A 24,681-nucleotide genomic window follows, 5' to 3' on the forward strand; every position below is an offset into this window, starting at 1 on the left:
ATCCGGAAAACATACGGAAGCGTTTTGCACGCATATCCGTACGCAATTCCATACATCAACATGAGTTGAGGTTTTATCAGTGGAACGATCGCATGCGTGCGCGATGTCAGCCCGGTCGTCACGTGCAGGCGCGTAGCGTGATCGGTTGGCGGCTGCATGCCGCACCGAGACCCCCCACTGATGGAGAACACAGATGATTGATTACCAGCTCACCGGCAAGACCGCGATCGTGACCGGCGGCGTATCCGGCATCGGCCTGGCGGTGGCGCAGACATTGGCGGCATCCGGCGCCCGCATTTCGGTCTGGGACCTGAAGCAGGACGCGGTGGACGCTACCGTGGCGACGCTGCAGGCTGGTGGCACGCAGGCGATCGGCATTGCCCTGGACGTCACCGACGAGGCCGCGGTGGAGGCGGCGGTGACGCGCACGGTGAAGGAGCTGGGCGGCGTGCATATCGCGGTCAACAACGCCGGCATCAGCGGGCCGGCAGCCAGCAGTGGCGATTATCCGATTGATGGCTGGCAGCGCGTGATCGACGTCAATCTGACCAGCGTATTCCTGTGCCAGCGTGCACAGATCCAGGCGATGCGCGCGGCCGGCACGGGTGGCAGCATCATCAACATGGCCTCGATCCTGGGCCAGGTGGGGTATGCCGGGTCCACGGCCTATGTGGCGGCCAAGCACGGCGTTGTCGGGCTGACCCAGACCGCAGCCTGGGAGCATGCGGGCGACGGCATCCGTGTCAATGCGGTCGGCCCGGGCTTCATCAGCACGCCGCTGCTGGACAAGATGGACCCGAAGGTCCGCATGACGCTGGAAGGGCGCCACGCACTGAAGCGCCTGGGCACGGCCGAGGAAGTGGCGGCGCTGGTGGCCTGGCTGGCCAGCGATGATGCCTCGTTCGCGACCGGCGCCTACTACGCCATCGATGGTGGGTATCTGGCGCAGTGAGCGGATGCGGTCAGTGGATCCACGGCATGCGTGGATGAGCGCATGCGGTGAAGAAGGCGTGCCATCGCCTTCACCCCCGTCCCACGATCGCCACGCGACGCTCCGGGAAACTCCCGGAGCCTGCCCATGGAACTCACCCAGGATGTCTCGATCCTGCTGCGCGTGGCCGCAGCGATGCTGTTCGGCGGTGTGCTCGGTGTCGAGCGCGAAATGGGCAAGCACGCCGCCGGCCTGCGCACGCACATGCTGATCGCCGGGGCCGCTGCGCTGATCGTCGGCCTCGGCGACTCGGTCGCCGAACATTTCCAGCAGGAGCGCTATCGCGACCTGCTGCAGGTCGACCCGGTCCGTCTGATCGAAGCGGTGGTGGCCTGTGTCGGCTTCGTTGCCGCCGGCACCATCCTGCGCGGCTCGCGCGAAGACCAGGTCAGCGGATTGACCACTGCCAGCTCGTTGATCATGGCCGCGGCCATCGGCATCGCCGTGGGTATCGGCAAATACGTGATTGCGATCGGCGTCAGCGTGCTGTGCGTGCTGGTGCTGGCGGTGATGCGTCGGTTGGAGAAACGGATCTCGTGAGGAATCTCGAGTTTCTGGAATGGTAAGACCAATATGGCATCTAGCGCTATGGTCTAATAGGCTCCTCGTCGGAGTAACGGTTAAATCCGTTGCGAGTGGTCTGATCGAAACCCTTATTGGTACGACCAATATTCGTCAGTCACGGCGACCCACCGCCTGCGGTGGGGACCTTCCGCATCCAGTCGAGAGTCTTCATGCAGCCCTGGCAACACCTGTACGACCCCGCCGGCAACCTGTGGTTGTCGAGCCTGATCGCGCTGCTGCCGATCGCGTTCTTCTTCGTTGCCCTGGCCGTGCTGCGCATGAAGGGCTGGCTGGCCGGCACCATCACCGTGGCCATCGCACTTGGCGTTGCGCTGCTGTTCTACCGCATGCCGCTGACCCAGGCACTGGGTGCGGCCGGCTTCGGCTTCGTCTACGGGCTGTGGCCGATCGCCTGGATCATCATCGGCGCGGTGTTCCTGTACAAGGTCTCGGTCAAGACCGGGCAGTTCGACATCATCCGCGCCTCGATCCTGTCGGTCACCGAAGATCAGCGCCTGCAGATGCTGATGGTCGGCTTCGCCTTCGGTGCCTTCCTGGAAGGTGCCGCCGGTTTCGGCGCACCGGTGGCGATCACCGCGGCGCTGCTGGTCGGGTTGGGCTTCAAGCCGCTGTATGCGGCTGGCCTGTGCCTGATCGTCAACACCGCGCCCGTGGCCTTTGGTGCCATGGGCATTCCGATCATCGTGGCCGGGCAGGTCACGGGGCTGGATGCGTTCGAGATTGGCCAGATGGCGGGCCGCCAGTTGCCCTTCCTCACCATCATCGTGCTGTTCTGGATCATGGCGATCATGGATGGCTGGCGCGGCATCAAGGAAACCTGGCCGGCGGTGCTGGTTGCGGGCGGCTCGTTCGCCATCGCCCAGTACCTGACCTCCAATTTCATCGGCCCGGAACTGCCGGACATCACCGCGTCGCTGGCGTCGCTGGTGTGCCTGACCCTGTTCCTGCGCCGCTGGAAGCCGGTGCGGATCTTCCGCTTCGACACTGAAACCAGCGCCGAGGCGGCCGCCCAGGCACTGGAAGCGCCGCGCTACAGCGTTGGCCAGATCGCCAAGGCGTGGTCGCCGTTCCTGATCCTCACTGCAATGGTCACCCTGTGGAGCATCAAGCCGTTCAAGTCGCTGTTCGCGGCCGGCGGCCCGCTGGAAAGCTGGGTGCTGAAGATTCCGGTGCCGGGGCTGGACCAGCTGGTGCAGAAGATGCCGCCGATCGTGGACGCGCCGCTCAGCTATGAGGCGGTCTATAAATTCGACTGGTTCTCTGCCACCGGCACCTCGATCATCCTCGCGGCGGTGATCGCGATCATCGCGCTGCGCATGCCGGCCCGTTCGGCGGTGCAGACCTTCGGCGAGACCGTGCGCGAGCTGCGCATGCCGATCTACTCGATCGGCATGGTGCTCGCGTTCGCCTTCATCGCCAACTATTCGGGCCTGTCGGCCACGCTCGCCCTCGCGCTGGCGCACACCGGCGATGCGTTCCCGTTCTTCTCGCCGTTCCTGGGCTGGCTGGGCGTGTTCCTGACCGGTTCGGACACCTCGTCCAATGCGTTGTTCTCGGCACTGCAGGCCACCACCGCGCAGCAGATCGGCGTGTCCGACGTGCTGCTGGTCGCGGCCAACACCACCGGCGGTGTCACCGGCAAGATGATCTCGCCGCAGTCGATCGCCATTGCCTGTGCGGCGGTCGGCCTGGCCGGCAAGGAATCGGACCTGTTCCGCTTCACGGTGAAGCACAGCCTGGTCTTCACCACGATGGTCGGCCTGATCACCCTGGCCCAGGCCTACTGGCTGACCTGGATGATTCCCTGAGCCATGCCACGCCGGCCATCCCTCTGCCGCGTGCTTCGGGCCACAATGGCGCCATGAGCATGCAACGCATTTCCGACAAGGTGGCCGCACAGCTGCGCGGCCTGGTGCAGGAACAACGGCTGCAGCCCGGTGACCGGCTGCCGGCCGAGCGCACCCTGGCGGTGCAGCTGGGGGTCTCGCGCACGGCGTTGCGCGAAGCGATCGCGCAGCTGGCCAGCCAAGGCCTGCTGACCGCACGCGTCGGTGGCGGCACCTATGTAGCCGAACCTGCGGCGCGCGCGCGGCAGGCGCTGGATGAACCGCTGGCGCCGTACCTGCCGCTGTTCCAGGGCGACCCGGAATACCGCTTCGACGTGCTGGAGATCCGCCACGCGCTGGAAGGTGCCACCGCCTGGCATGCGGCGCTGCGTGCCACCGACGAGGATCGCACGCGCATCGCGCAGGCCTTCCAGACCATGATGGACGCGCACGGCAAGGACGACCCGACCAGTGAAGCGCAGGCCGACGCGGCCTTCCACCTGTCCATCGCCGAAGCCTCGCATAACCTGGTGCTGCTGCAGGTGATGCGTGGCCTGTTCGAGCTGCTGCAGACCAACATCTCGCAGAGCCGCGAGAAGCTCTATACCTCGGCGAGGACCTTCTCGCCGCTGTCCGACCAGCACCGCGAGATGATGGATGCGGTGCTGGCCGGCGACCCGGAACGCGCGCGCGCCGCCGCGCATGCCCACCTCGAGTTCGTGCACACCACGCTGCGCACCCTCGATGACAACGAGGCCCGGCGTGCGCGGGCCTCACGTCTGCCTTCCCCACACGGTTGACCCCATGATCATTTCCGCCTCCACCGATTACCGTGCCGCAGCGCAACGCCGGCTGCCGCCGTTCCTGTTCCACTACATCGATGGCGGCGCGTATGCCGAGCACACGCTGAAGCGCAACGTTTCCGACCTGTCCGACATCGCGCTGCGCCAGCGCATCCTGCGCAACATGTCCGACCTGAGCCTGGAAACCGAGCTGTTCGGCGAAAAACTGGCGATGCCGGTGGCGCTGGCGCCGGTCGGCCTGACCGGCATGTATGCCCGGCGCGGTGAAGTACAGGCAGCGCGCGCGGCCGACAGCCGCGGCATCCCGTTCACCCTGTCCACGGTGTCGGTCTGCCCGATCGAGGAAGTGGCCCCCGCCATCCAGCGGCCGATGTGGTTCCAGCTGTATGTGCTGCGCGACCGTGGCTTCATGCGCAACGCGCTGGAGCGCGCACAGGCCGCGGGCGTGACCACGCTGGTGTTCACCGTGGACATGCCGGTGCCGGGCGCGCGCTATCGTGATGCGCACTCCGGCATGAGCGGCCCGAACGCCTCGCTGCGCCGCATCGGCCAGGCCATCACCCATCCCCACTGGGCGTGGGACGTGGGCCTGTTCGGGCGTCCGCATGACCTGGGCAACATCTCCACCTATCGTGGCAACCCGACCGGGCTGGAGGACTACATCGGCTGGCTGGGCAGCAACTTCGATCCGTCCATTTCGTGGAAGGACCTGGAGTGGATCCGCGAGTTCTGGAAGGGCCCGATGGTGATCAAGGGCATCCTCGACCCGGACGACGCGCGTGATGCGGTGAAGTTCGGTGCCGATGGCATCGTGGTCTCCAACCACGGCGGTCGCCAGCTCGACGGCGTGCTGTCCACCGCACGCGCCCTGCCGGCGATTGCCGACGCGGTGCAGGGCGATCTGAAGATCCTCGCAGATTCCGGCATCCGCACCGGGCTGGACGTGGTGCGCATGCTGGCGCTGGGGGCCGATACCGTGTTGCTGGGCCGTGCCTTCGTCTATGCGCTCGCCGCACAGGGCGAGGCGGGCGTAGCCAATCTGCTGGACCTGATCGCCAAGGAAATGCGCGTGGCGATGACACTGACTGGTGCGCACCGTATTGCCGACATCGGCCGCGATTCACTGGTCAGCCTGCCGTGAGCAGTCACGACACGGTGCTGGCGCAGTTGCGCGACGCGGTCGGCAGCCGCCATGTACTGACCGGTGACAAGGCCACGCGGCGCTTCCGTCGCGGCTACCGTTTCGGCGATGGCCCGGTGCTGGCCGTGGTGCGCCCGGGCACGCTGCTGGAACTGTGGCGCGTGCTGCAGGCGGCGGTGCAGGGTGGGGCGGCGATCATCCTGCAGGCAGCCAATACCGGGCTGACCGGTGGTTCGACTCCGGATGGCAACGACTACGGTCGCCCGGTCGTGCTGGTCAGCACGCTGCGCCTGACCGGCATCCAGTTGTTGAACGAAGGCCGCCAGGTGCTGTGCCTGCCCGGCGCCACGCTGGACCGGCTGGAGCAGACCCTGGCGCCGCTCGGCCGCGAACCGCATTCGGTGATCGGCTCGTCCTGCATCGGCGCCTCGGTACTGGGCGGCATCTGCAACAACTCCGGCGGTGCGCTGGTGCGCCGTGGCCCGGCCTATACCGAACTGGCGCTGTACGCGCAGGTCGACGCGCAGGGCCAGCTGCAGCTGGTCAACCATCTGGGTATCGCGCTGGGTGATACGCCCGAGCAGATCCTGCAGCGCCTGCAGGCCGGTGACTACACGGCCGCCGACGTAGGCGATGGCGACGGCCGTGCGGCTTCCGATCCACGCTATGCCGAGGAAGTACGCAAGGTCGATGCCGATACCCCCGCACGCTTCAACGCCGATCCCAGTCGTCACTACGAAGCCGCGGGTTCGGCCGGCAAGCTGGCGGTGTTCGCGGTGCGCCTGGACACCTTCGAAAAGGAGGCCGCCGAGGTCTTCTACATTGGCAGCAACCGCGCCGGCAGCCTCACCGCGATCCGTCGCCAGCTGCTGACCGGCTTCGAGCGGCTGCCGATTGCCGGCGAGTACATCCACCGGGATGCCTATGACATCGGCGAGCGCTACGGCAAGGACAGCTTCCTGCTGATCGACCGCCTTGGCACTTCCCGCGTGCCGGCCGCGTTTGCGCTGAAGAGCCGCATTGATGGCTGGTTCGAGCGGTTGGGCCTGCGCGGCGTGACCGATCGGGTGATGCAGGTGCTGACGGGCCTGCTGCCCTCGCACCTGCCCAAGCGCATGGGTGAGTTCCGCCAGCGCTATGAGCATCACCTGCTGTTGAAGGTGTCCGCGCAGGACGCAGCGCAAACCGAAGCCTGGCTGCGCGATTTCTTCGCTGGCCACGAAGGCGGCTATTTCCACTGCACGGCGGAGGAGGGACGCAAGGCGTTCCTGCATCGCTTTGCCGTGGCCGGTGCCGCAGTGCGCTACCGTGAAGTGCATCGTGACCAGGTGCAGGATATCGTCGCGCTGGACATCGCGCTGCGGCGTGACGACGCCGACTGGTTCGAGCAGCTGCCGGCGGATATCGACGGCCGCCTGCTGCACAAGCTGTATTACGGGCACTTCCTCTGCCACGTGTTCCATCAGGACTACATCGCGCGCAAGGGTGAAGACCCGATGGCGATCGAGCATGCGATGTGGGCATTGCTGGACAAGCGTGGTGCCGAGTACCCGGCCGAGCACAATGTCGGCCATCTGTATCCGGCCAAGCCGGCGCTGGCGGGCTTCTACCGGCAGCTTGATCCGAGCAATACATTCAACCCGGGCATCGGCCAGACCTCGAAGGCCAAGGGGTGGGGTGGCTGCGACTGCGGATGATGTAGAGCCGAACCGGTGCTCGGCTGGTGCTTGTGGTGACAAGCGGTCGAGCATGGCTCGACGCCGCCCGGGCAGCGGTTACCATCGGAAGCCCATACGGAGGAGCCGTCCATGCCCACCGCTATCGCCCGCGCCACCCTGTGCGCTGCATTGCTGGCGACCCCGTTGCTGGCGCTGGCCCAGAGCGCGATCCTGCCGCAGCAGCGCGATGCCGCCGGCAACGTGATGGAGCCGCTGGGGCAGGTGCTGATCGCGAATGAGACCGGACCGTCAGGGCTTTATGACTGCACGCGGGACGGCCATTGGTGCGTGCGCGTGCAGCCCGCAGCCGAGGAGGGTGATCGGCCCACCCTGCTTGAAGTGCTTGAAAAAGTGCAGGGCCAAGGCAAGCCCCACAGCTATCACGTCAGCATTGATGTGCCGCAGGAAAGCGAGCTGAAGCTCTGGCCTTGGATCGTGCGCCTGGCCCCGGGCGTGGGCAGCGATGAAACAGTGACCGACCCGCAGCAGCGCGTCCGCCAGAATGTGCTGGTGGGCGGCATCGTCACGTTCAGCACCATGTATTCCGGTGGAGGTGCCGACGCGTCCACGCTGCAACTGGCACGCGTGCGCCACCTGCAGGACGACATCCAGGTGGACGACGACGTGCTGACCGTGCCATGGCTGGGCAATGCGATGATCCGCGCCTGTTTCAGCGAGCAGGACAGCAAGCATCGCGCAGGCGCCTGCCACGATGAATACAGCTTTTCGGCGAAGCTGGCGCTGGATCCAGCAGGGCAGGGCATGCCCGTGCTGCGCTACCAGACCGTGGCGACCCGGTTCCCGGCCGGCGTCTCACGTTTCGAGGATTCGCTGGCCAAAGGGCCGCTGAAGCAGAAGGACCTGCGCACCGAGCAGGATCCGGCATGCACCTATACGCGGCTGTTCCGCTTCCGCGAGGGAATGTTCCACCCCGACCAGGCATTGCCGGACTGCGCCGGCTATACCGAACCCTGAGCCCTGGAAAGCCGAGCCATGCTCGACCCGCGTTTTCTGTAGAGCCGAGCCTACGCTCGGCTGTCACGGAAGCGCAGCCGAGCGTAGGCTCGGCTCTACAAAAACCGAAGCGGCGCTTACTCGCAGCGGGTGGCGGTGATGATGTTGTCCTTGTCCACGTACACGCGCAGGCGATCCTGGCGGATGTCCTTGGTGGTGATGGTGCTGGGGCCGATCGGGTTGACCAGGCCGGCGCCGCTTTCGGCAGACAAGCGGCGGATGTTGGGTTCGTTGGCCGGCTCGCCGATTGCCCAGCCCAGCTGGCTGGCATCGCACCGGCCGCTGCCCTTTACCTGCGGGCCGGGCGTACTGACGCAGGCCGACAGCAGCAGGGCCGAGGCCGGCAGCAACAGGAACAGACGGAGGGTGGACATGCGAGCGCTCCTGCGCAGGGGAGATGGCGGGAACGATAGCACCCGGCGTGCGAAAGGCGTCAGCATCACGGTCATTGCCGGCAGAGCGTGGCCATTGCATAGTGGGAGGAATGGCTGGCAGTGCGCCAGCGGGCAGGCCGGGCCATTCCGGCGCAGGTGTTGGACACGGTATGACGGCAGGCAGTTTCCGCGACAAGGGCAGGACGACGATGGCACGGGTGCTGTCCATGCTGGGCGTGGCGTTTGCCGCCTCCGCTGCCGATCCGGAACCCGCGCCGGTCGATCCCCCGGTGTTCGGGGCCTGGCGCAACCTGCAGACCGAAGCGGGCTACGCGCCTGCGCAGCGCAATCTGGCCTTTGCCATGTTGCCGCAGGCGGCGACCCGTGGCGACCGTTTCGCCATCCTCGACCGCGAAGGCAAGCGCACGGTGTGCTGCCTGCAGGTGGCCAGTCCATCGCTGGGCGTGGCCGCGCTGCGTGAGCAGTACCACCTGCCGCAGGCCTGGGTGACCGACCTGAGCAATGGCCGCAGCCCGGCACGTCCCTATGTTCCGCACGTCTACGCGATGCAGCGGGTGGACGAGCTGGCCGACTACAGCTTCGCCGATGTACCGGGTGCCTACAGCGATCTGGGGGGACTGCTGATCCCCGAAGGCGCCGCCCTGGACGCCGATGGCAGCGCGGTGCGCCTGGGCGACAGCCGCTATCCGCTGCATTTCCAGCGCCAGCCGCATGCCGACGACGATGGTGCGCTGGATCGCTACACCCTGCAGGCAGGCGAGGGCGCCGCCCCGATCGTGGTTGAAGTGCCGTTCGGCACTTATTGATTGCAGCACTCCACTGGCTAGAATGCGGCGCGGCGCCGTCTGCCGTGTCTGTTCCGTGAGTCGTTGCCGTGTCCCTGCGCCCCTTCCTGCTGTCGTCCCTGCTGCTGTTGTCCGCCTGTGCCAGCGCGCCTCCGCCGCCGGCGCATTCCGATGCGCTGTGGCGATTGATCGAGCGTGACTGCCGTGGCGCCGAAGGCCCACGGGGTGATTGCCTGCGGGTTGACGCTGCGGCGGACCGCCGCGATGTGCTGGTCAAGGACGCGCACGGTGACTACCAGTTCCTGCTGATGCCGCTGGACAAGGTCAGCGGAATCGAGAACCTCGCGCTGTACCAGCGCGGAGCGCCGAATTACTTTGCCGCAGCCTGGCAGGCCCGCAGCCATACCGAACGGGCTCTGGGCCAACCACTGCCACGCAGCGTTGCCAGCCTGGCGCTGAATTCACCCCACGGCCGCTCTCAGCACCAGCTGCACATCCACGTCGACTGCCTGCGTGCGGATGTGCTGCAGGCCCTGGATGCACATGCCGGTGCTCTGGGGGCGCGGTGGACGCAATTGCCGGTGCTGCTGCGCGGCCATCAGTACCAGGCCCGGCTGCTGCCGGGCGCGGAGTTGACCGCCAATCCGCTCAACCTGCTCGCCTATGACCTGAGCGGCGTGGACGATGTCGGCCAATGGAGCCTGGTGGTGGCTGGCCGGGACAACGTGCAGGCTGGACCGGGCTTCATCCTGCTCGCCACCCGCGTCGACGCGGGTAGCGGCAACGAGGCCAGCGGCGAAGAGCTGCAGGACCATGCCTGCACGGTGCTGACCGGTGCCGGCGACGCGCTGGAGCGGGTGCGCTAATCCCCCGCCTGGTGCTGGCTGCGCCAGATCGGTGCGGTCAGCGCCAGCAGCTGGCGATCCTGCCAGCCATCCGGCCCAAGGTGCTGATCGCGCAACACGCCTTCCTGCTGGAAGCCACTGGCGCGAAGCGCGTGGGCAAAGGGCGCGCCGCAGTACGGCGGCAGCATCACGAACAGGCGGTGCAGGCCAACGTCCTCGAACAGGAACGGGCACAGGGCCTGCAGCGTCGCATCGGTGTGGGGATGCCAATGCTGCAGTGACAGCAGCTCGGCGCAGCGTGAATGCAGCGAATGCAGGCGGACGTGCAACTGGTCCAGCACGGTGCCGTGTTCGTCATCGAATACGCCCAGCATCAGCTGGTCGTTGTCCTGCTCCAGGCGTGAGCGGTGCATGTGCGCCAGGAAGCGGGCTTCTTCGTCGATGCCGGGCTGAAGATGCCGGCCGCGGCGGCGGCGGTCGTCGAACAGGCGCCAGCTCGGCAGGTCGGTTCGCTGGAACGGGCGAAGGGTGACCGGAGCCACCCGCAGCTGCAGCAGATGGCGGCGCGACACAGGTCGGAGAACGGGGAGCTCGGATGTGGGATACGGGGTCATCATCCCTGGAACGATGGCAATGCCCGGTTCGCCAGACCATTCAAAAGATTGCAAAAACGGGGCGATCACCGGACGGAGCCTGATTCGGTTCAGGCATAAGCCCATCAGGGCTGGTCATTTCCGTTGAAACCACCCACTCAGGACAATTTCGTTACGGGATCGTTATGCGCCGCACAGGCCTCCGGCCCCGTACCACCCGCCCAACTTCCCAGGAAGCCCATGTCCGCCTCCCCCAAGGCGCTGCGCCCGCGTCCGCTGGTGCTCGCGCTGTCGTCCCTGATGCTGGTCTCGTTGCCGGCCTTCGCGCAGGAAAGCGCACCCACGTCGTTGCAGGAAGTGAAGGTCACCGGCTCGCGCATTCCGCGCGCCAGCGTCGAAGGGCCGTCGCCGGTGACGGTGATCAGCCGCGAGCAGATCGACGCGCAGGGCTACCGCAATGCGTTCGATGCGCTGAGCGCACTGACCGAGAACACCGGCAACGTGCAGGGTGAGGACTTCGGCAACACCTTCACGCCCGCGGCCAACACCATCAACCTGCGCGGGCTGGGCCCGAACCGCACGCTGGTGCTGGTCAACGGCCGCCGCCAGGCCGATTACCCGCTGGCCTACGAAGGCTCGGTGAACGTGGTCAACCTCGCCAACATTCCCAGTGCGCTGATCGAACGCATCGAGGTACTGGCTGCCGGCGCGTCGGCGGTGTACGGCTCCGATGCCATTGCCGGTGTGGTCAACATCATCCTCAAGGATCGCTTTGAAGGTGTGGATGTGAACGTGCGCGCCGGCGGCACCCAGCAAGGCGGTGGCGACAACCAACGCGTGCAGGTGGTCGGTGGCAGTTCCGGCGAGCGCTGGGATGCGCTGTTCGGCTTCGAGTTCGACGTGCGCAAGGCGATCCATGCGCGTCAGCGCGACTTCATGGATTCGCTGGAGGACGATCCGACCGGCAAGGCGCCGCAGGCGACGGCGATCGCATATCGCCGCAACGCCGCCACCGGCCGCAACATCGATCCGGGCGCCAATGGCTGTGACGCGGCGTCGGACATCTATGGCGGCAGCGTGTTCCGCGCCTTCAACCCGCGCCAGGGCTGGTACTGCGGCAGCAACGAGGCCGCCGCCAGCTACTGGACGGTGCAGACCGAGAAGCGCAACCTCAACGGCTACGGCCTGCTGACCTTCCACGTCAACGAGACCACCGACCTGTTCGCCGATCTGGCCGTGGGCAGCGCACGCATCACCAACAACACCCGTGCGCCCACCTGGACCTCGGCCCGTAATTACTTCTACAACCAGACCACCGGCAACCTGGAAAGCTGGTACCGCCGCTTCGCGCCCGAGGAAATCGGCGGCCTGCCGCGCAATGCCAATCGTTTCCTGGAAAACTCGTGGTCGTTCAACGTCGGCGCGCGCGGCCAGATCGGTGACAGTGGCTGGGATTATGAAGCGGTCTACAGCCGCTCACGCTACGAGAACCGCACCCGGCGCCCGGTGCTGCTGGCCGGCATCAATGAATACCTGCTGGGCCCGAAGCTGGGCGTACGCAATGGCGTGGAGGTCTATGCGCCGGACCCGGCACGGCTGTTCAAGCCGCTGACGCCGGACGAGTACCAGGGCCTGTCCGGCTACCAGGAAAGCCGCAATGCGGCGTGGTTGCAGACCTTCAGCGCCAGCGTCAATGGCCGCCTGTTTGCGCTGCCCGGTGGTGATGCCGCGCTGGCCGCGGTGGTCGAGGCCGGCAGCCAGGGCTACCGCAATCGCCCGGACCCGCGACTGGGCACCGGCGAGTTCTGGAACACCAGCGCCGGCATCGGTGCCGGTGGCGAGCGCGACCGCTATGCCGCCGGCGTGGAGCTGCAGCTGCCGCTGCTGCAGTCGCTGACCACCACCCTGGCCGGTCGCTATGACCAGTACCGTGCCGGCGGCGAGCACATCGGCAAGGCGACCTGGAGTTTCGGCGTCGAGTTCCGCCCGATCGAGAGCCTGTTGATCCGCGGCTCTGCTGCGACCAGCTTCCGGGCGCCGGACATGAACTACGTGTTCGCGACCGAGACCCGCGGCTACAACCCGGGCATGACCGACTACTGGCGCTGCCGCACCGCAGGCCAGTCGTACGACAACTGCGACTACAACGGCCTGTCGATCGACTACAGCAACCGCGCCAACGCGCAGCTGCAGCCGGAAACCGCGAAATCCTATGGTTTCGGCGTGGTCTGGTCGCCGCTGTCCGGGCTGGATTTCAGTGCCGACTACTACGACATCCGCATCGACAACGAGGTGACCAGCCTCGATACCAGCCGCATCCTGCGCGACGAGGCCGATTGCCGTCTGGGTCGCACGCTGGGGGGCGAAGCACGCGATATCGGTTCACCACTGTGCCAGGACGCGCTGTCGCGGGTGATCCGCAATCCGTCCAATGCAACCGTACAGCCGGACCAGGTGACCCGTGTGCTGATCAATCCGATCAACGCCGCCTCTGAATCGGTGCGCGGCCTGGACCTGAAGGGCAACTGGCGTTTCGATGCCGGTCGCTATGGCCGATTCACCACGCGCCTGGCCTACACGGTGGTGCTGGAGCACAAATACCGGCAGTTCTCCGATGATCCGGAGCGTGACATCCGCAATTCGCTCGATGACTACCAGTGGCGCAGCAAGGCCAATGGCAGCATCACCTGGAACCAGGGTGACTGGACCACCACGCTGTACGGCAATCGCTTCGGCTCGCTGCCGAAGACCGATGGCAGTGGCCGCATCGCGCCGTACATGACGTACAACGCCAGCGTGTTCCGTCAGTTCGGCGAGAATCTGTCGGTGGGCGTGATCGTCAACAACCTGCGCGACAGCCGCCCGCCGGCGGACAGGAACGGAGGCGGCTGGCCGTTCTACCCGGTCGGCAATTACGACCCCTACGGCCGTCAGTACTGGGTGCAGCTGGATTACCGGTTCCGTTGATCCAGCAGGCGAACGAAAGGCCCGGCAATGCCGGGCTTTTCGTCAGGAACCAAGCGCTCAGGCCATCAGGTCTTCCTCGATTTCCCTCACGATCACCTGGAATCGGTTGGCATCATCCCGGGAATTGCCGCCAACCTGCATCTGGTAGCAGACAGGGAGACGCGAAGGGCAGCTGCTGAAGTGGTCGATGCAGATATATTCACCCCGGGCGATCAGTTGCTGGAGATCTTCCGGTGACAACTCGCGTCGGCCGACGGTGGTGCCGTCCTCGGCCTGGGCGGTCAGGACCAGCGACTCGAGATCATCGGCAGCGCCGATTTCTGCGCCCAACCGCTTGACCTGCACCTGAAAGACGCGTCGGCAGATCAGTTTGTCCAGCCAGTGCTGCTCATCCGTCGCGAAATGAGTGTTGTCAGGCTCGGTTGCACGTGTCGCCTCCTCGTGCACACCCCGGTGAGTAAAGCTCAGCCCGGCGTAGCGCTCGTATTGTTGCAGGGAGCGCTTGCAGCCGAGCCCGTGCATGGCCAGTGCGGTCGCATCTCCTGATCCGGCTGCTGCAAGCATGTTCACTGCCTTGCTCGACGCTCTCAGCGAGCGATCGAAGGCACTGGCTTCGATTTCACCGCGTGACCGGCGCTCGTCGGAGTGATCATCCCACACCCTGTTCGCATCCGAGTTGTACTGGTGCCACAGCAGCGGTCGATGGGGGTGGAAGAAGTCGTAACCATGCGTATACGCCCTGACCGCCATGACGATCTCTTCCGTCGAGAAGAAATGGTCTGCATCGTTCATGACGTCCCGCACGAACTCTCCGTCGGAGAACAGGAACCCGCCACTGATGAATCGAGCTCGCATCGGTTCGTTGCGTACGGGATCCTTGGGCATGCGCACTGCTTTGTAGCTGACCACGCCGACACTGTTGAAGCCGCGGACCAGCATCTGGCCGACATGGTTCTGCCGGGTATCAGGATAGCTCTCGGGTTGAAACGCGGGCGGGTATCCGGTCAGCAGTGGTTTGCATGAACGTGTCCGCAGGGATTCCAGCATCTCCACCAGTAAACCGTCCCATGCATCCGAGAAACGGTGGTGCGAGTCGATCTGCAGGTTGTAGCGCTCGTCGCGATAGCGCTCCTGCGCCAGCCTTCGTGCCCACCCACAGCCGCGGGCGTGCATGAAGCCCACCTCGATCAGTTCAACTTCGGCCCCGTTCATGTGCAGGCGGTGAATCGGATGCTGATTGCCGATGCAGCTCGACTCCAGCTGGAAGCCCGCAGCCAGGAAATCCTGGAGGGTTGCTTCGTCACCATGCTGCCAGCACACCACCACGTGAAGTGCGGCCGGCGCGGCCGCGCGCCGCACGAGATCGATGAGTGTTGGGATCAGTTGCGGATCGCGATAACTGGGTATTTGGACGAACAGGCTTGCTGGAAGATCCATCTTCTATTTTCTCGGGCCGGTCAGACAAGGAAATGCGAATGACCGGCATCATGCACGACGCAAGGGGTGCATTGGAAACGCAATTATCGAAAGTATTATCGACAGGCATGTTTCGATATCGGGCCTGATGAAATCGAAAGATTTATTCGAGGGTTTCTTTGCATTTCAATGGCGGTTGCCAATTAGCATTTATGTAATTGACCGGTGCATTAACCGCTGCTAGTTTCCAGCTGCTGGAGTGACCCAGCATTGCAAACCGCCAGAGTCAAGGAGAGATCAATGAAGGCAAGCCTCATCGTAAGTCCGATCCTGTTGGGTGGACTCGCCATGGCCAGTGGAACGGCATCGGCGGGAGATTCGGTAACCGTCAATGGTGCGCGCTATACCTGCACGTCAAGCTGCGTCGTGCAGACCAATGGCAACGGTGGCTACACCGTGACGGACTGTTGTGGCGGGCGCGTAACCCGCGTGATCCGAACGCCTCCGCCCGAGGAGTAACTGCGGCCTGCGCGGCAGGTAGTACCGGTTTGAATCCGGCCTCTACGGGGGCCGGACAACGAGCGTGAAGGAGAAGCGGAACATGGATGCACGAGTACTTTTGATCACGATGGCAGCCGTATGTGTAGCGGGGTGCGCGCAGGAAGATGTGGCAGCGGGTGGAACCGCACAGGCGAACGCCGGGTCGTCATCTGCCGCCGTACGGAACGCGGGTAGTGGCCAGGAGGTGGCGCCTGCAACGGCTACAAGCGCGCGCGGAACGATTCCGTCATCTGCTGGGGGAGGCATGTCCGCTGGGGATTCGCCTTATCTGGCTGCAGAAAGTGCAATGCTGCAGGACGGTGCACTGTCCGTGGAGCAGAGTGATGCCATCCTCGCATCCGACAAGGTCTTCGAAAAGACAGTCCAGGCGTTTGCCGATGATGCCGGGAAGCGTCCTGAAGCGCAGGACCTGACCGCCCACTACAGGCAGGCGATTGCACGCAGCCTCGGCAAGGACGAATCCCTGGGTGAATTTGCGTGTGGGTACAGTCTGTGCATCGGTTCGGTGCGTACCCGATCGGCTGAAGCGTACGAAGCCTGGACCGAAAAGTTTGGATTGGACGCTGCTGCGCCCACCTACAGTTTCTCGGGCCTGAGCAAGAAGCTCGACCAGCGGAACCATGAGGGAAGGTTCGTGTTTTCCACCGATCCTGCTGCCCGTTCGATGATCACCAACCAATAGGCTGGCATGGTTGGGCAGCGCCCGCGTCTGGGCCGGCGCTGCCTCGGTCAAGGCAGCACTTGCACCAGGTACGACTCGATGACGTAGCTGAAAGGCTGCTGCTGGCGGTCGCGCAGCAGGGCGCGCACTTCCAGGATCACGCCGTGATCGCCTTCGCCCCGCGGAGGCCAGAACGTCTGGTCAGCCAGGGTCTGGCGCTGGAAACCGAGCGGGCCGACCACGCGACCGAACGGTTCGTCGGTGCTGTCCAGCACCTGGTTCATGGCCGGGCTGAGGTGGCCAGGCAGGTACCAGTTGTCGGCCTCGGACAGCACGCGGCTGCCGCAGACCAGCTGTACGCGGCGATAGCGCAGTTCGGTACCCGGCTTCGCGCCCAGCGCCTGCAGAACGTCGGCGGGGGCAGGCTTGTCCTGGCCGTGCACGCGCACCGCGCGCACCCGGGCTTGTTCGGCCAGCCCATGTTCGGCGCACCAGTGTTCCAGCGTGGCGGTGGCGCTCTGCCCGGACAGCACGCGCTGGTGCAGGCGCTCGACCAGTGCAGCCGGTGCGATGCGCTGCTGGCCCGGCGGCGACTGCAGCGGTGCAGCGGCCGCAGCATCAGTGGCGGACAGGCTGGCGATCGGGGCGGCGGCAAGCAGGGATGCGGCCTGCCAGCGGCGGAGACGATCGTGGCGGTCGGACGGGCCCATGCGGCATCACAACGGAAACAGGCGCCCATGTTACCTGTTCAGGAGTGTGCACGGCGTGGCTGCGACCGGTTGTCGCAGGCGCAATCATCGTCCTGGTGAATGCGTGCCATCCAGATATTTCGTTGGTCGATGGGTGCAGCGGGGCGCACGATGGCGGCAGTCTTGGCATTCCGGGAGTTCCCGATGACCCTCCAGTTCGTCCATGGCGGTGTCGACCGCAACGGTGCGCCGCTGCATTTCCATATCCGTGATGGCCGCATCAGCGGCCTCAATGGCGAGGCCGCGCCGGCGGACGGGACGGAATGCGTGGATCTGGAGGGCTTCGCGGTGCTGCCCGGCCTGGTCGACGGCCACATCCACCTCGACAAGAGCTTTGTCGGCGACCGTTGGCACCCGCACCAGCCGGTGAACACCCTGCGTGAGCGGCTGGCGGTGGAGAAGGCGGCTGTGGCGGGTGCGGCACCGATGGTTGACCGTGCCGAGGCGCTGATCCGCCAGTGCAGTGCTTTCGGTACCGTGGCGATGCGCTGTCACGTCGATATCGATGGCAGCACCGGCGTGCGCCACCTTGAAGCGGTACGCGAGGCCGCACTGCGCTGTGCCGACATCATGCGCATCCAACTGGTGGCGTTCCCGCAGGCGGGCGTGATGTCCTGTGCGGGCACCGCCGCGGTGCTGGAGCAGGCCCTCGCCGCTGGCGTGGAAGTGCTGGGCGGCATCGATCCGACGACCCTGGACGGCGATGCCGAAGGCCAGCTGGCGCTGCTGTTCGGCCTGGCCGAGCGCTACGGTGTGCAGCTGGACATCCATCTGCACGAGCCGGGCGAAACCGGCCTGGCCCAGCTGCTGCGCATCGCCGCGCGGACACGGGCCGCCGGCCTGCAGGGGCGCGTTGCGGTCAGCCATGCCTATGCGCTGGGCGACGTGCCACTGGCGCGCGCGCTACAGGCGGGCGAAGCACTGGCCACGGCGGGTGTGGCGATCATGAGCAACGCGCCGGGCGATCATCCGTTCCCGCCGCTGCGTGCGCTGCATGATGCCGGTGTGCGCGTGTTCGCCGGCAACGACAACATCCGTGACTGCTGGTGGCCGTATGGCAATGGCGACCTGCTGCAGCGGGCGATGCTGCTGGGCTACCGGTCCGGCTTCTACACCGACGCCGACCTGATGCTGGCGCTGGACATGGTCACCACCCATGCCGCGCAGGCGATCGGCCTGCCGCAGCATGGTATTGCCGAAGGCCAGCCAGCCACTTTCGTGGCGGTGCGTGCCGACCACGGCCCGGCCGCGGTGGCGGCGGTGCCGGTGGAGCGCCGCGTGGTGGTTGATGGTCGCTGGCTGTAGATCCACGCCGCGCCACCCCCTGTAGTGCCGAGCCATGCTTGGCGGCTTTTCAGGCGTAATCGTCAGCGCGGGTAGCGACGAATTCCTCAAGCCACGCCAGTAGATGGGCGATGTCGATGACCTCGCCCTGTTCGACGCGCTTGAGCAGCAGCGTGCTGGCGCCGATCTGCAGGCTGCTGTCGGCATAGCGCAGTACCGCGTCGATGCCCCAGGCATCGGTCACCTGCATCCAGGCCAGGCCCGGCACGCGCTGGGCCAGGGTGTCACCGAACGCCACGCCCAGCGCTTCCCAGCCGGCACAATCGTCACGATCGATCAGCTCGGCGTCGACCACCCGTTGCAATGTGCTGGCGGTCAGCGGCCACTGTACCGGCAACGTCGGGAAGCTGGCAGCCACGCGTGCGGCGATCAGTCCACGCTGGTGCTGCAGATGCGTCTGCAGGGCAGCGGGCAGGGGATCGAAACGGGTGGGAACTTCGTCGGACATGGCAAGGCGCCGTGGAGCACGGAAACAACAGGCACTCTACGAGGCGACGTTGCCGGCCGTGCAGCCGGATTGATCAGATATCGATGATCAATGCGCGAGATCCACGCACGTCGGGGTCAGATCCGTTCTCCTATGGAAAGCGGATCTGACCCCACGCCGGGCAATGCAGCGGTCGAGGTTGCGGGCCAGCGGCCGGCACCACCTCAGGTGCGGTGGTCAATCCGGTTCGCGTTGCACCTGCCGCCACAGCTCGCTGGCCAGTGCGCGCACGGCCTCATCGGCATCGGCACGATGCAGCAGGCCGATTTCGTAGTTGTCGATCACCGGCAGCTCACGCTCGCCATCGATGATGCGGTGCTCGCGGCTGACCGCGCGGCGCGGCAGCAGGCTGATGCCGATGCCATCGGCCACCGCGCCCTGGATGCCGCTCAGCGACGAACTGGTGAAGGCGATGCGCCAGCGCAGGCCCAGCGCTTCCACGGCGTGGATCATCTCGTCGCGGTACAACCCTCGCGGAGGAAACGTGACCAGCGGCAGCGGCTCCTGCTGCAGGCAGCTGCTGCGCAGGCTGTCGATCCAGTGCATCGGCTCGCGCCGGCAATGCACCGCCTGGCGGCTGTTGCGGCGCTGCTTGACCAGCACCAGGTCCAGCTCGCCGTGGTCGAAGCCCTGCGCCAGGTCACGGCTGAGGCCGCTGCTGATCTCCAGCTTCACCTGCGGGTGGCGACGGCTGAAGGCGGCCAGCATGCGCGTGGTCTGCGGGTTGACGAAATCCTCGGGCACACCGATGCGGACGGCGGTCTCCACCATCGCACCGGCCAACGCCTGTGCCATTTCCTCGTTCAGGTCGAGCATGCGCCGCGCGTAGCCGAGCAGGGTGTGGCCGGCGTCGGTGGGGTGAACGTCGCGGTGGCCGCGTTCAAGCAGGCGATGCCCGGCCAGTTCCTCCAGCCGGCGTACCTTCTGGCTGACCGTGGATTGTGTCGAATGCAGGCGCGTGGCCGCCGTGGTGAAGCTGCCGCAGTCGGCCACCATCACCAGCGCCCGCAGCAGGTCCAGTTCGAACAGGGTTCTATTCGATTTGGCACTGTCTTGCATTTGAACATTTCACTTCTGGATACCCAGGCCGACTTCTACCATGCAGGGCAGAGGCCGGCAATGCGCGGCTGTTGCTACCGTCACCCCGTGCTCCGTGGTGACGGACACGAGGAGACACTGCCATGCGCGTCCATCGTTCCCCTGGCTGGCCTGCACCGTTCGCGCGCGTGCTGCTGTTGTGCCTGCTGGCCATGGTCACCCCGGCCTGCACCGCAACGTCCAACGCCGACGTCGATGGCCGCCTGCGTGATGCTGCCAGCCGCGGTGACGCTGCTGCGGTGCGACAGGCGATCGAGGAGGGCGCCACGCTGGAGGCGCGCGATGGACAGGGCCGCACCGCGCTGCTGCTGGCCACGCATGGCAACAACGTGGATGCCGCGCGTGAGCTGATCGAAGCCGGCGCCGACGTCAATGCCAAGGATGCGTTGCAGGACAGCGCCTACCTGTATGCCGGTGCGCGCGGCCTGGATGAGATCTTGGCGATGACCCTGGTGAATGGCGCTGATCTGCGCAGCACCAACCGCTATGGTGGCACCGCACTGATTCCAGCCGCCGAGCGCGGCCACGTCGCCACGGTACGTACGCTGCTGCGCGCGGGCGTAGCGGTAGACCATGTCAACCGGCTGCACTGGACCGCGCTGCTGGAAGCGATCCTGCTCGGCGATGGCGGTGCGCGCCACGTGCAGATCGTGCAGCTGCTGCTGGATGCCGGCGCCGACCCGGAACTGGCCGACGGCGACGGCGTGACGCCGCTGGCGCACGCGCGCCAGCGCGGCTACACCGGAATCGAAACCCTGCTGCGCCAGCACGGCGCGGTGCGCTGAACCGCAACCCCTTCCACCCGCACGCTGGGCGTGCCCACCAGGATGCTGTCCATGTTCCGTTCCCGTCCGTTGTCCCTTGCCATCCTCCTTGCGGTGGCGCCACTGTCGGCCGCTGCCGCCGAGCGCGCCGACCTGCTGATCCGCAATGCCACCGTGGTCGACGTCGAGCACGCCAGCACCCTGGCCAGGCAGAGCGTGGTGATCCGCGGCGAGGACATCGTCGCTGTCGGCCCGGATGCACAACTGCGCAGCCAGTGGAGCGCAACCCGCCAGATCGATGCCAAGGGCAAGTACCTGATCCCGGGGCTGTGGGACATGCACGTGCATTTCGGCGGTGGCCCGGCGCTGATCGAGGAAAACAAGGCACTGCTGCCGCTTTACATCGCGCACGGCATCACCACGGTGCGTGACTGTTCCGGCGATCTGCCCGAGCAGGTGCTGCAGTGGCGTGGCGAGATCGCCAAGGGCACCCTGTTCGGCCCGCGCCTGCTCAGTTCCGGAGCGAAGATCGAAGGCATCAAGCCGGTCTGGAAGGGCACGATCGAAGTGGGCAGCGAGGCCGACGCCGACAAGGCAATCGCCCGCCTGCAGCACGACAAGGTCGATTTCGTGAAGATCACCGACAGCACGCTGAGGCCGGAACTGTTCCTGTACTCGGCCAGTGCCGCGCGCAAGGCCGGATTCAAGGCGTCGGGCCACATCCCGATGGCGCTGACCGTGGAGCAGGCGGTCGATGCAGGCCTGGCCTCGATCGAGCATCTGGACTATGTATTCAAGGCCGGCAGCAAGGACGAAGCGAAGATCGCCGCCGACTTCGGTGCCGGGCGCATCGACCGCGCCGAAGCCAACCGCCGCCTCGACGCCAGCTTCGACCGTGACACGGCGATGCATGCCTACCGTGATTTCGCCAAGCGTGGCGTGTTCGTGACCCCGACCCTCAACGGTGGCCGCATCCTCGACTTCCTTGACCAGGATGACCACGCCAACGACCCGTACCTGGCCTACATCGGCCCCGGCCTGCGTGCGACCTACCAGTGGCGCGTGGACCGCGCGGCGAAGGCGACGCCGGCGCAGATCGAAGCGCGCCATGCGCAGTACCACCAGGTAGCTGCAGTGCTGCCGATGCTGCAGGAGGCCGGCGTGACCATCATTGCCGGCACCGATGCGGGCTTCCTCAATTCGTTCAACTTCCCGGGGATCGCCCTGCACCAGGAACTGCAGCTGTTCGTGAAGGAGGGCCTGAGCGCGCCGCAGGCGCTGTCGGCCGCAACCCGTTCCGGCCCGGCCTGGTTCGGCCAGATGGACCGTTACGGTGGTGTCGCGCGGGGCAAGGCCGCCGACCTGGTCCTGTTGACCGCCAACCCGCTGCAGGACATCGCCGCCACCGAGAAGATCGACAGCGTGATCCTGCGCGGCAACGTGTATGACCGCGCCGCGCTGGACAAGATGCTGGCCGATACCAAGGCCAAGGTCGCGGCGTGGAATGCCGAGGCGGCGAAGGCCAATTGATGATGCGGCCGGTGACCTAGCGCGGCGCCGGCCGCATTCCGTGCAGCTGCGGCAGTGCGGCCTTCATCGCATCGATGAAGGCGCGCAGCCGCGGCGGCTGCTGGCGCGCGGCCGGAAATACCACGTGTACCGGCAGTGCCGGTGCCTGCCAGTCCGGCAGCAGCTGCACCAGCCGCCCCTGTGCAAGGTCGTCGGCCACCAGCCAGGCCGAGACCACCGCTGCGCCCAGCCCGGCGCGTGCAGCCTGCTGTACCACGAACAGGTTGTCGCTGAGCAGGCGTGGGCTGATTGACAGCGTATGCGCCCGGCCCTGCGCATCATGCAGCAGCAGGCGTTCGCGGTAGTAGGTGACCAGCGAGATCCACGGCAGCGACTGTGCCTGTTCCGGCGTACTGACCGCCGTGGCGTCCGCCAGCGAGGGCGCCGCCACGACGATGCGCGGCACTTCTGCCAGCGGCAGTGCGACCATGCGCGGCTCATCCACCGGGCCGACACGCACCGCGCAGTCGATGCCTTCGGCGATGAAATCCGGGCGCCGATCTTCCAGGATCCACTCCAGGCTCAGCTGTGGGTGCTGGGCGAGGAACGCGAGCATGGTCGGCAGCAGCTGCGCCTGGCCGAAGGCGTGCGGCACCATCACCCGCAGGCGTCCGCGCAGCGTTTCCGGTTCGCCGTTCAGTTCGGCCTGCAGCGACTCCCATTCGTCAACCACGCGCTGCGCATGACGCTGGCAGCGCAGGCCGTCCTCGGTCAGTTGCAGGCCGTGGGTGGAGCGCTGCAGCAGGCGCAGACCGAGCTGCCGCTCCAGGGCCTGCAGGCGGCGGCTGACCGTTGGCTGGGTGGTGCCCAGTTGCACGGCGGCGGCAGACAGGCTGCCCGCATCGACGATGCGCAGGAAGGTGCGCAGCAGATCCAGTCGATCTGCGCCAGCGGTGAGATCGGTCATGCGTACCACGTATGAAAGATATGCATTTCAGCCTACTACAGGCGTAAAGCGAATACCGGCAGGATACGTCCACTTTCTTCAGTGGACGCCCCATGTCGACTCCCTCGCTTTCCGTGGCCACCAACCCGGCGACAGCCCCCTCCACCCCGCTGGTGCTGGCAATGGCGGGCGGTGCCGGCTTCTCGGTCGCATCGCTGTACTACAGCCAGCCGATGCTGGGCCTGATTGCCCAGGACCTTGGCGCCGGTGAACGCGCCGCGGGCCTGGTGCCAACCTTGACCCAGCTCGGCTACGCACTGGGCATCCTGCTGCTGGCACCGCTGGGCGATCGCTTCGACCGCCGCCATCTGATCCTGTTGAAGTCCGCGCTGCTGGCGCTGGCACTGGGCGCCGCCGCGATGGCTGGGCACCTGCCAGGCCTGCTGATGGCCAGCCTGCTGGTCGGATTGATGGCCACGCTGGCGCAGGACATCGTACCCGCCGCTGCGGTGCTGGCACCGGATGCGCAGCGCGGGCAGATCGTCGGCCGGGTGATGACCGGCCTGTTGCTGGGCATCCTGTTGTCGCGGGTGGTCAGCGGCGTGGTGGCTGAAGCCTGGGGCTGGCGCACGCAGTTCGTGCTGGCCGCGGTATCGGTGGCGTTGATGGGTGCGGTGCTGTCACGCGCACTGCCGCGTTTCACGCCGACCAGCACACTGCGCTATCCCGCACTGCTAGGCTCGCTGCTGGCGCTATGGCGCGAGCAGCCGCAGCTGCGCCTTGCCGTGGCAAGCCAGTCGCTGCTCGCGGTCGGTTTCAGCGCGTTCTGGTCGACGCTTGCATTGATGCTGCATGCACGCCTCGGCCTGGGCAGTGCGGCGGCGGGTGCGTTCGGTATTGCCGGTGCAGCCGGCGCACTGGCCGCACCGTTCGCAGGTCGCTTCGCCGATCGATTGGGCAGCCATGCGGTGGCACGGTTGGCAATCGCGGTGGCGCTGCTGGGCTTCGGGTTGCTGCTGGCCGAGGCCTGGCTGCCAGCCGTCGCGCTGCTGCCGCTGCTGGTAGTGAGTGCGCTGCTGTTCGACTTCGGCTTCCAATCGGCGCTGGTGGCACACCAGACCCTGGTCTACGGCCTGGTGCCACCCGCACGCAGCCGGCTCAATGCGCTGCTGTTCACTGGTATGTTCATCGGCATGGCCGCGGGAGGGGCGCTGGGCAGCCTGGCGCTGGCGCAGTGGGGGTGGCTCGGCGTGGCCTGGCTGGCGGTGATGTGTGCCGGCGGCAGCCTGCTGCTGCGTTTGAAGTAGGAGGGGGCAGGGCTTGCAGCCCTGCACCTGCTGGAGGCAACAGCTACAGCAACAGCAACATCAATGGCGGGGTTCCTGTTGCGGCGCCCCCGCACTCCGACACCGCCCCGCCATCCCACGGAAAGCCCGCTTTTTCTGTTGAGGTTGCCGGCCAGCGGCCAGCACTGCCGCAGGTG

Annotated in this window: 22 protein-coding genes; 15 read left to right on the forward strand and 7 right to left on the reverse strand. The window is 66.3% G+C overall.

Annotated features, from left to right (window positions below; all coding sequences use genetic code 11):
- Positions 1-193: 193 nt before the first annotated feature.
- The 7 genes from AC5P8Z_RS09455 to AC5P8Z_RS09485 all read left to right on the forward strand — a co-directional run bounded on the left by AC5P8Z_RS09455 (position 194) and on the right by AC5P8Z_RS09485 (position 8,039).
- Positions 194-952, forward strand: a complete 759-nt coding sequence (locus AC5P8Z_RS09455) for an SDR family NAD(P)-dependent oxidoreductase (RefSeq protein ID WP_286068730.1) — start codon at positions 194-196, stop codon at positions 950-952.
- A 126-nt stretch (positions 953-1,078) separates the two neighbouring features.
- Complete coding sequence (locus tag AC5P8Z_RS09460) at positions 1,079-1,531, forward strand: MgtC/SapB family protein (protein ID WP_005410036.1); 453 nt, start codon at positions 1,079-1,081, stop codon at positions 1,529-1,531.
- 194 nt (positions 1,532-1,725) lie between these two features.
- Positions 1,726-3,384, forward strand: a complete 1,659-nt coding sequence (lldP, locus tag AC5P8Z_RS09465; RefSeq protein ID WP_286068723.1) for an L-lactate permease — start codon at positions 1,726-1,728, stop codon at positions 3,382-3,384.
- A 53-nt stretch (positions 3,385-3,437) separates the two neighbouring features.
- Positions 3,438-4,202, forward strand: a complete 765-nt coding sequence (gene lldR, locus AC5P8Z_RS09470) for a transcriptional regulator LldR (protein ID WP_286068721.1) — start codon at positions 3,438-3,440, stop codon at positions 4,200-4,202.
- Between the two features lie 4 nt (positions 4,203-4,206).
- Complete coding sequence (gene lldD, locus AC5P8Z_RS09475) at positions 4,207-5,346, forward strand: FMN-dependent L-lactate dehydrogenase LldD (RefSeq protein ID WP_088026305.1); 1,140 nt, start codon at positions 4,207-4,209, stop codon at positions 5,344-5,346.
- The gene (gene dld, locus AC5P8Z_RS09480; protein WP_286068717.1) at positions 5,343-7,043 is read left to right on the forward strand and encodes a D-lactate dehydrogenase; all 1,701 of its coding nucleotides are present in this window, start codon (positions 5,343-5,345) and stop codon (positions 7,041-7,043) included. Before lldD ends, dld begins: the two co-directional genes overlap by 4 nt.
- A gap of 111 nt (positions 7,044-7,154) precedes the next feature.
- Complete coding sequence (locus AC5P8Z_RS09485; RefSeq protein ID WP_286068715.1) at positions 7,155-8,039, forward strand: hypothetical protein; 885 nt, start codon at positions 7,155-7,157, stop codon at positions 8,037-8,039.
- A gap of 116 nt (positions 8,040-8,155) precedes the next feature.
- On the opposite strand, the gene AC5P8Z_RS09490 is transcribed toward AC5P8Z_RS09485, so the two are convergent.
- Positions 8,156-8,452, reverse strand: a complete 297-nt coding sequence (locus AC5P8Z_RS09490; RefSeq protein ID WP_286068713.1) for a hypothetical protein — start codon at positions 8,450-8,452, stop codon at positions 8,156-8,158.
- A 170-nt stretch (positions 8,453-8,622) separates the two neighbouring features.
- On the opposite strand from AC5P8Z_RS09490, the gene AC5P8Z_RS09495 reads away from it, so the two are divergent.
- The gene (locus tag AC5P8Z_RS09495; protein WP_286068711.1) at positions 8,623-9,279 is read left to right on the forward strand and encodes a decarboxylase; all 657 of its coding nucleotides are present in this window, start codon (positions 8,623-8,625) and stop codon (positions 9,277-9,279) included.
- Between the two features lie 68 nt (positions 9,280-9,347).
- Positions 9,348-10,124, forward strand: coding sequence for a CDP-diacylglycerol diphosphatase (locus AC5P8Z_RS09500; protein ID WP_495228899.1), 777 nt, complete (start codon positions 9,348-9,350; stop codon positions 10,122-10,124).
- On the opposite strand, the gene AC5P8Z_RS09505 is transcribed toward AC5P8Z_RS09500, so the two are convergent.
- Entirely contained in the window at positions 10,121-10,720 is a 600-nt protein-coding gene (locus AC5P8Z_RS09505; protein ID WP_286068708.1) for a GNAT family N-acetyltransferase, read from the reverse strand. The genes AC5P8Z_RS09500 and AC5P8Z_RS09505 overlap by 4 nt on opposite strands.
- A 216-nt stretch (positions 10,721-10,936) precedes the next feature.
- Between AC5P8Z_RS09505 and AC5P8Z_RS09510 the strand changes: the two genes are divergently transcribed.
- Positions 10,937-13,663: a TonB-dependent receptor plug domain-containing protein gene (locus AC5P8Z_RS09510; RefSeq protein ID WP_295568815.1), complete on the forward strand. Its 2,727-nt coding sequence runs from the start codon at positions 10,937-10,939 to the stop codon at positions 13,661-13,663.
- A gap of 57 nt (positions 13,664-13,720) precedes the next feature.
- On the opposite strand, the gene AC5P8Z_RS09515 is transcribed toward AC5P8Z_RS09510, so the two are convergent.
- Positions 13,721-15,100, reverse strand: a complete 1,380-nt coding sequence (locus AC5P8Z_RS09515; RefSeq protein ID WP_295568816.1) for a GlcNAc-transferase family protein — start codon at positions 15,098-15,100, stop codon at positions 13,721-13,723.
- A gap of 784 nt (positions 15,101-15,884) precedes the next feature.
- On the opposite strand from AC5P8Z_RS09515, the gene AC5P8Z_RS09520 reads away from it, so the two are divergent.
- Positions 15,885-16,322, forward strand: a complete 438-nt coding sequence (locus AC5P8Z_RS09520; protein ID WP_295568817.1) for a hypothetical protein — start codon at positions 15,885-15,887, stop codon at positions 16,320-16,322.
- Positions 16,323-16,369: 47 nt separating this feature from the next.
- Here AC5P8Z_RS09520 and AC5P8Z_RS09525 read toward each other — a convergent pair whose 3' ends face one another.
- Positions 16,370-17,011, reverse strand: coding sequence for a hypothetical protein (locus AC5P8Z_RS09525; protein WP_295568818.1), 642 nt, complete (start codon positions 17,009-17,011; stop codon positions 16,370-16,372).
- A 183-nt stretch (positions 17,012-17,194) separates the two neighbouring features.
- Between AC5P8Z_RS09525 and AC5P8Z_RS09530 the strand changes: the two genes are divergently transcribed.
- On the forward strand, positions 17,195-18,355 hold the full coding sequence (locus tag AC5P8Z_RS09530; RefSeq protein ID WP_495228901.1) for an amidohydrolase family protein: 1,161 nt from the start codon (positions 17,195-17,197) through the stop codon (positions 18,353-18,355).
- 49 nt (positions 18,356-18,404) lie between these two features.
- On the opposite strand, the gene AC5P8Z_RS09535 is transcribed toward AC5P8Z_RS09530, so the two are convergent.
- Together AC5P8Z_RS09535 and AC5P8Z_RS09540 are read right to left on the reverse strand one after the other, a co-directional pair.
- Positions 18,405-18,842 (reverse strand): DUF3806 domain-containing protein, encoded by a 438-nt coding sequence (locus AC5P8Z_RS09535; RefSeq protein WP_286068698.1) that lies wholly within the window; start codon positions 18,840-18,842, stop codon positions 18,405-18,407.
- Positions 18,843-19,058: 216 nt separating this feature from the next.
- Positions 19,059-19,940: a LysR substrate-binding domain-containing protein gene (locus AC5P8Z_RS09540; RefSeq protein WP_286068697.1), complete on the reverse strand. Its 882-nt coding sequence runs from the start codon at positions 19,938-19,940 to the stop codon at positions 19,059-19,061.
- A gap of 122 nt (positions 19,941-20,062) precedes the next feature.
- Between AC5P8Z_RS09540 and AC5P8Z_RS09545 the strand changes: the two genes are divergently transcribed.
- Both AC5P8Z_RS09545 and AC5P8Z_RS09550 read left to right on the forward strand, forming a co-directional pair.
- Positions 20,063-20,764, forward strand: coding sequence for an ankyrin repeat domain-containing protein (locus AC5P8Z_RS09545; protein ID WP_495228903.1), 702 nt, complete (start codon positions 20,063-20,065; stop codon positions 20,762-20,764).
- A gap of 51 nt (positions 20,765-20,815) precedes the next feature.
- Positions 20,816-22,273: an amidohydrolase family protein gene (locus tag AC5P8Z_RS09550; protein ID WP_495228905.1), complete on the forward strand. Its 1,458-nt coding sequence runs from the start codon at positions 20,816-20,818 to the stop codon at positions 22,271-22,273.
- 16 nt (positions 22,274-22,289) lie between these two features.
- Here the strand turns inward: AC5P8Z_RS09550 and AC5P8Z_RS09555 are convergent, their stop codons facing one another.
- Positions 22,290-23,219 carry a LysR family transcriptional regulator gene (locus tag AC5P8Z_RS09555; RefSeq protein ID WP_295568822.1) on the reverse strand — a complete coding sequence of 310 codons (930 nt, stop codon included), beginning with the start codon at positions 23,217-23,219 and terminating at the stop codon, positions 22,290-22,292.
- A gap of 92 nt (positions 23,220-23,311) precedes the next feature.
- On the opposite strand from AC5P8Z_RS09555, the gene AC5P8Z_RS09560 reads away from it, so the two are divergent.
- Positions 23,312-24,505, forward strand: a complete 1,194-nt coding sequence (locus tag AC5P8Z_RS09560; RefSeq protein ID WP_495228907.1) for an MFS transporter — start codon at positions 23,312-23,314, stop codon at positions 24,503-24,505.
- The last annotated feature ends 176 nt before the right edge of the window (positions 24,506-24,681 follow it).

The sequence above is a fragment of the Stenotrophomonas sp. YJH_SMC_17 genome, from assembly GCF_059371655.1.

Coding starts and splice junctions, on each gene's coding strand:
- AC5P8Z_RS09455 (WP_286068730.1), top strand. CDS start 194: ATGATTGATTACCAGCTCACCGGCAAGACCGCGATCGTGACCGGCGGC.
- AC5P8Z_RS09460 (WP_005410036.1), top strand. CDS start 1,079: ATGGAACTCACCCAGGATGTCTCGATCCTGCTGCGCGTGGCCGCAGCG.
- lldP (WP_286068723.1), top strand. CDS start 1,726: ATGCAGCCCTGGCAACACCTGTACGACCCCGCCGGCAACCTGTGGTTG.
- lldR (WP_286068721.1), top strand. CDS start 3,438: ATGAGCATGCAACGCATTTCCGACAAGGTGGCCGCACAGCTGCGCGGC.
- lldD (WP_088026305.1), top strand. CDS start 4,207: ATGATCATTTCCGCCTCCACCGATTACCGTGCCGCAGCGCAACGCCGG.
- AC5P8Z_RS09485 (WP_286068715.1), top strand. CDS start 7,155: ATGCCCACCGCTATCGCCCGCGCCACCCTGTGCGCTGCATTGCTGGCG.
- AC5P8Z_RS09490 (WP_286068713.1), bottom strand. CDS start 8,452: ATGTCCACCCTCCGTCTGTTCCTGTTGCTGCCGGCCTCGGCCCTGCTG.
- AC5P8Z_RS09495 (WP_286068711.1), top strand. CDS start 8,623: ATGACGGCAGGCAGTTTCCGCGACAAGGGCAGGACGACGATGGCACGG.
- AC5P8Z_RS09505 (WP_286068708.1), bottom strand. CDS start 10,720: ATGATGACCCCGTATCCCACATCCGAGCTCCCCGTTCTCCGACCTGTG.
- AC5P8Z_RS09510 (WP_295568815.1), top strand. CDS start 10,937: ATGTCCGCCTCCCCCAAGGCGCTGCGCCCGCGTCCGCTGGTGCTCGCG.
- AC5P8Z_RS09515 (WP_295568816.1), bottom strand. CDS start 15,100: ATGGATCTTCCAGCAAGCCTGTTCGTCCAAATACCCAGTTATCGCGAT.
- AC5P8Z_RS09520 (WP_295568817.1), top strand. CDS start 15,885: ATGTCCGCTGGGGATTCGCCTTATCTGGCTGCAGAAAGTGCAATGCTG.
- AC5P8Z_RS09525 (WP_295568818.1), bottom strand. CDS start 17,011: ATGGGCCCGTCCGACCGCCACGATCGTCTCCGCCGCTGGCAGGCCGCA.
- AC5P8Z_RS09530 (WP_495228901.1), top strand. CDS start 17,195: ATGACCCTCCAGTTCGTCCATGGCGGTGTCGACCGCAACGGTGCGCCG.
- AC5P8Z_RS09535 (WP_286068698.1), bottom strand. CDS start 18,842: ATGTCCGACGAAGTTCCCACCCGTTTCGATCCCCTGCCCGCTGCCCTG.
- AC5P8Z_RS09540 (WP_286068697.1), bottom strand. CDS start 19,940: ATGCAAGACAGTGCCAAATCGAATAGAACCCTGTTCGAACTGGACCTG.
- AC5P8Z_RS09545 (WP_495228903.1), top strand. CDS start 20,063: ATGCGCGTCCATCGTTCCCCTGGCTGGCCTGCACCGTTCGCGCGCGTG.
- AC5P8Z_RS09550 (WP_495228905.1), top strand. CDS start 20,816: ATGTTCCGTTCCCGTCCGTTGTCCCTTGCCATCCTCCTTGCGGTGGCG.
- AC5P8Z_RS09555 (WP_295568822.1), bottom strand. CDS start 23,219: ATGACCGATCTCACCGCTGGCGCAGATCGACTGGATCTGCTGCGCACC.
- AC5P8Z_RS09560 (WP_495228907.1), top strand. CDS start 23,312: ATGTCGACTCCCTCGCTTTCCGTGGCCACCAACCCGGCGACAGCCCCC.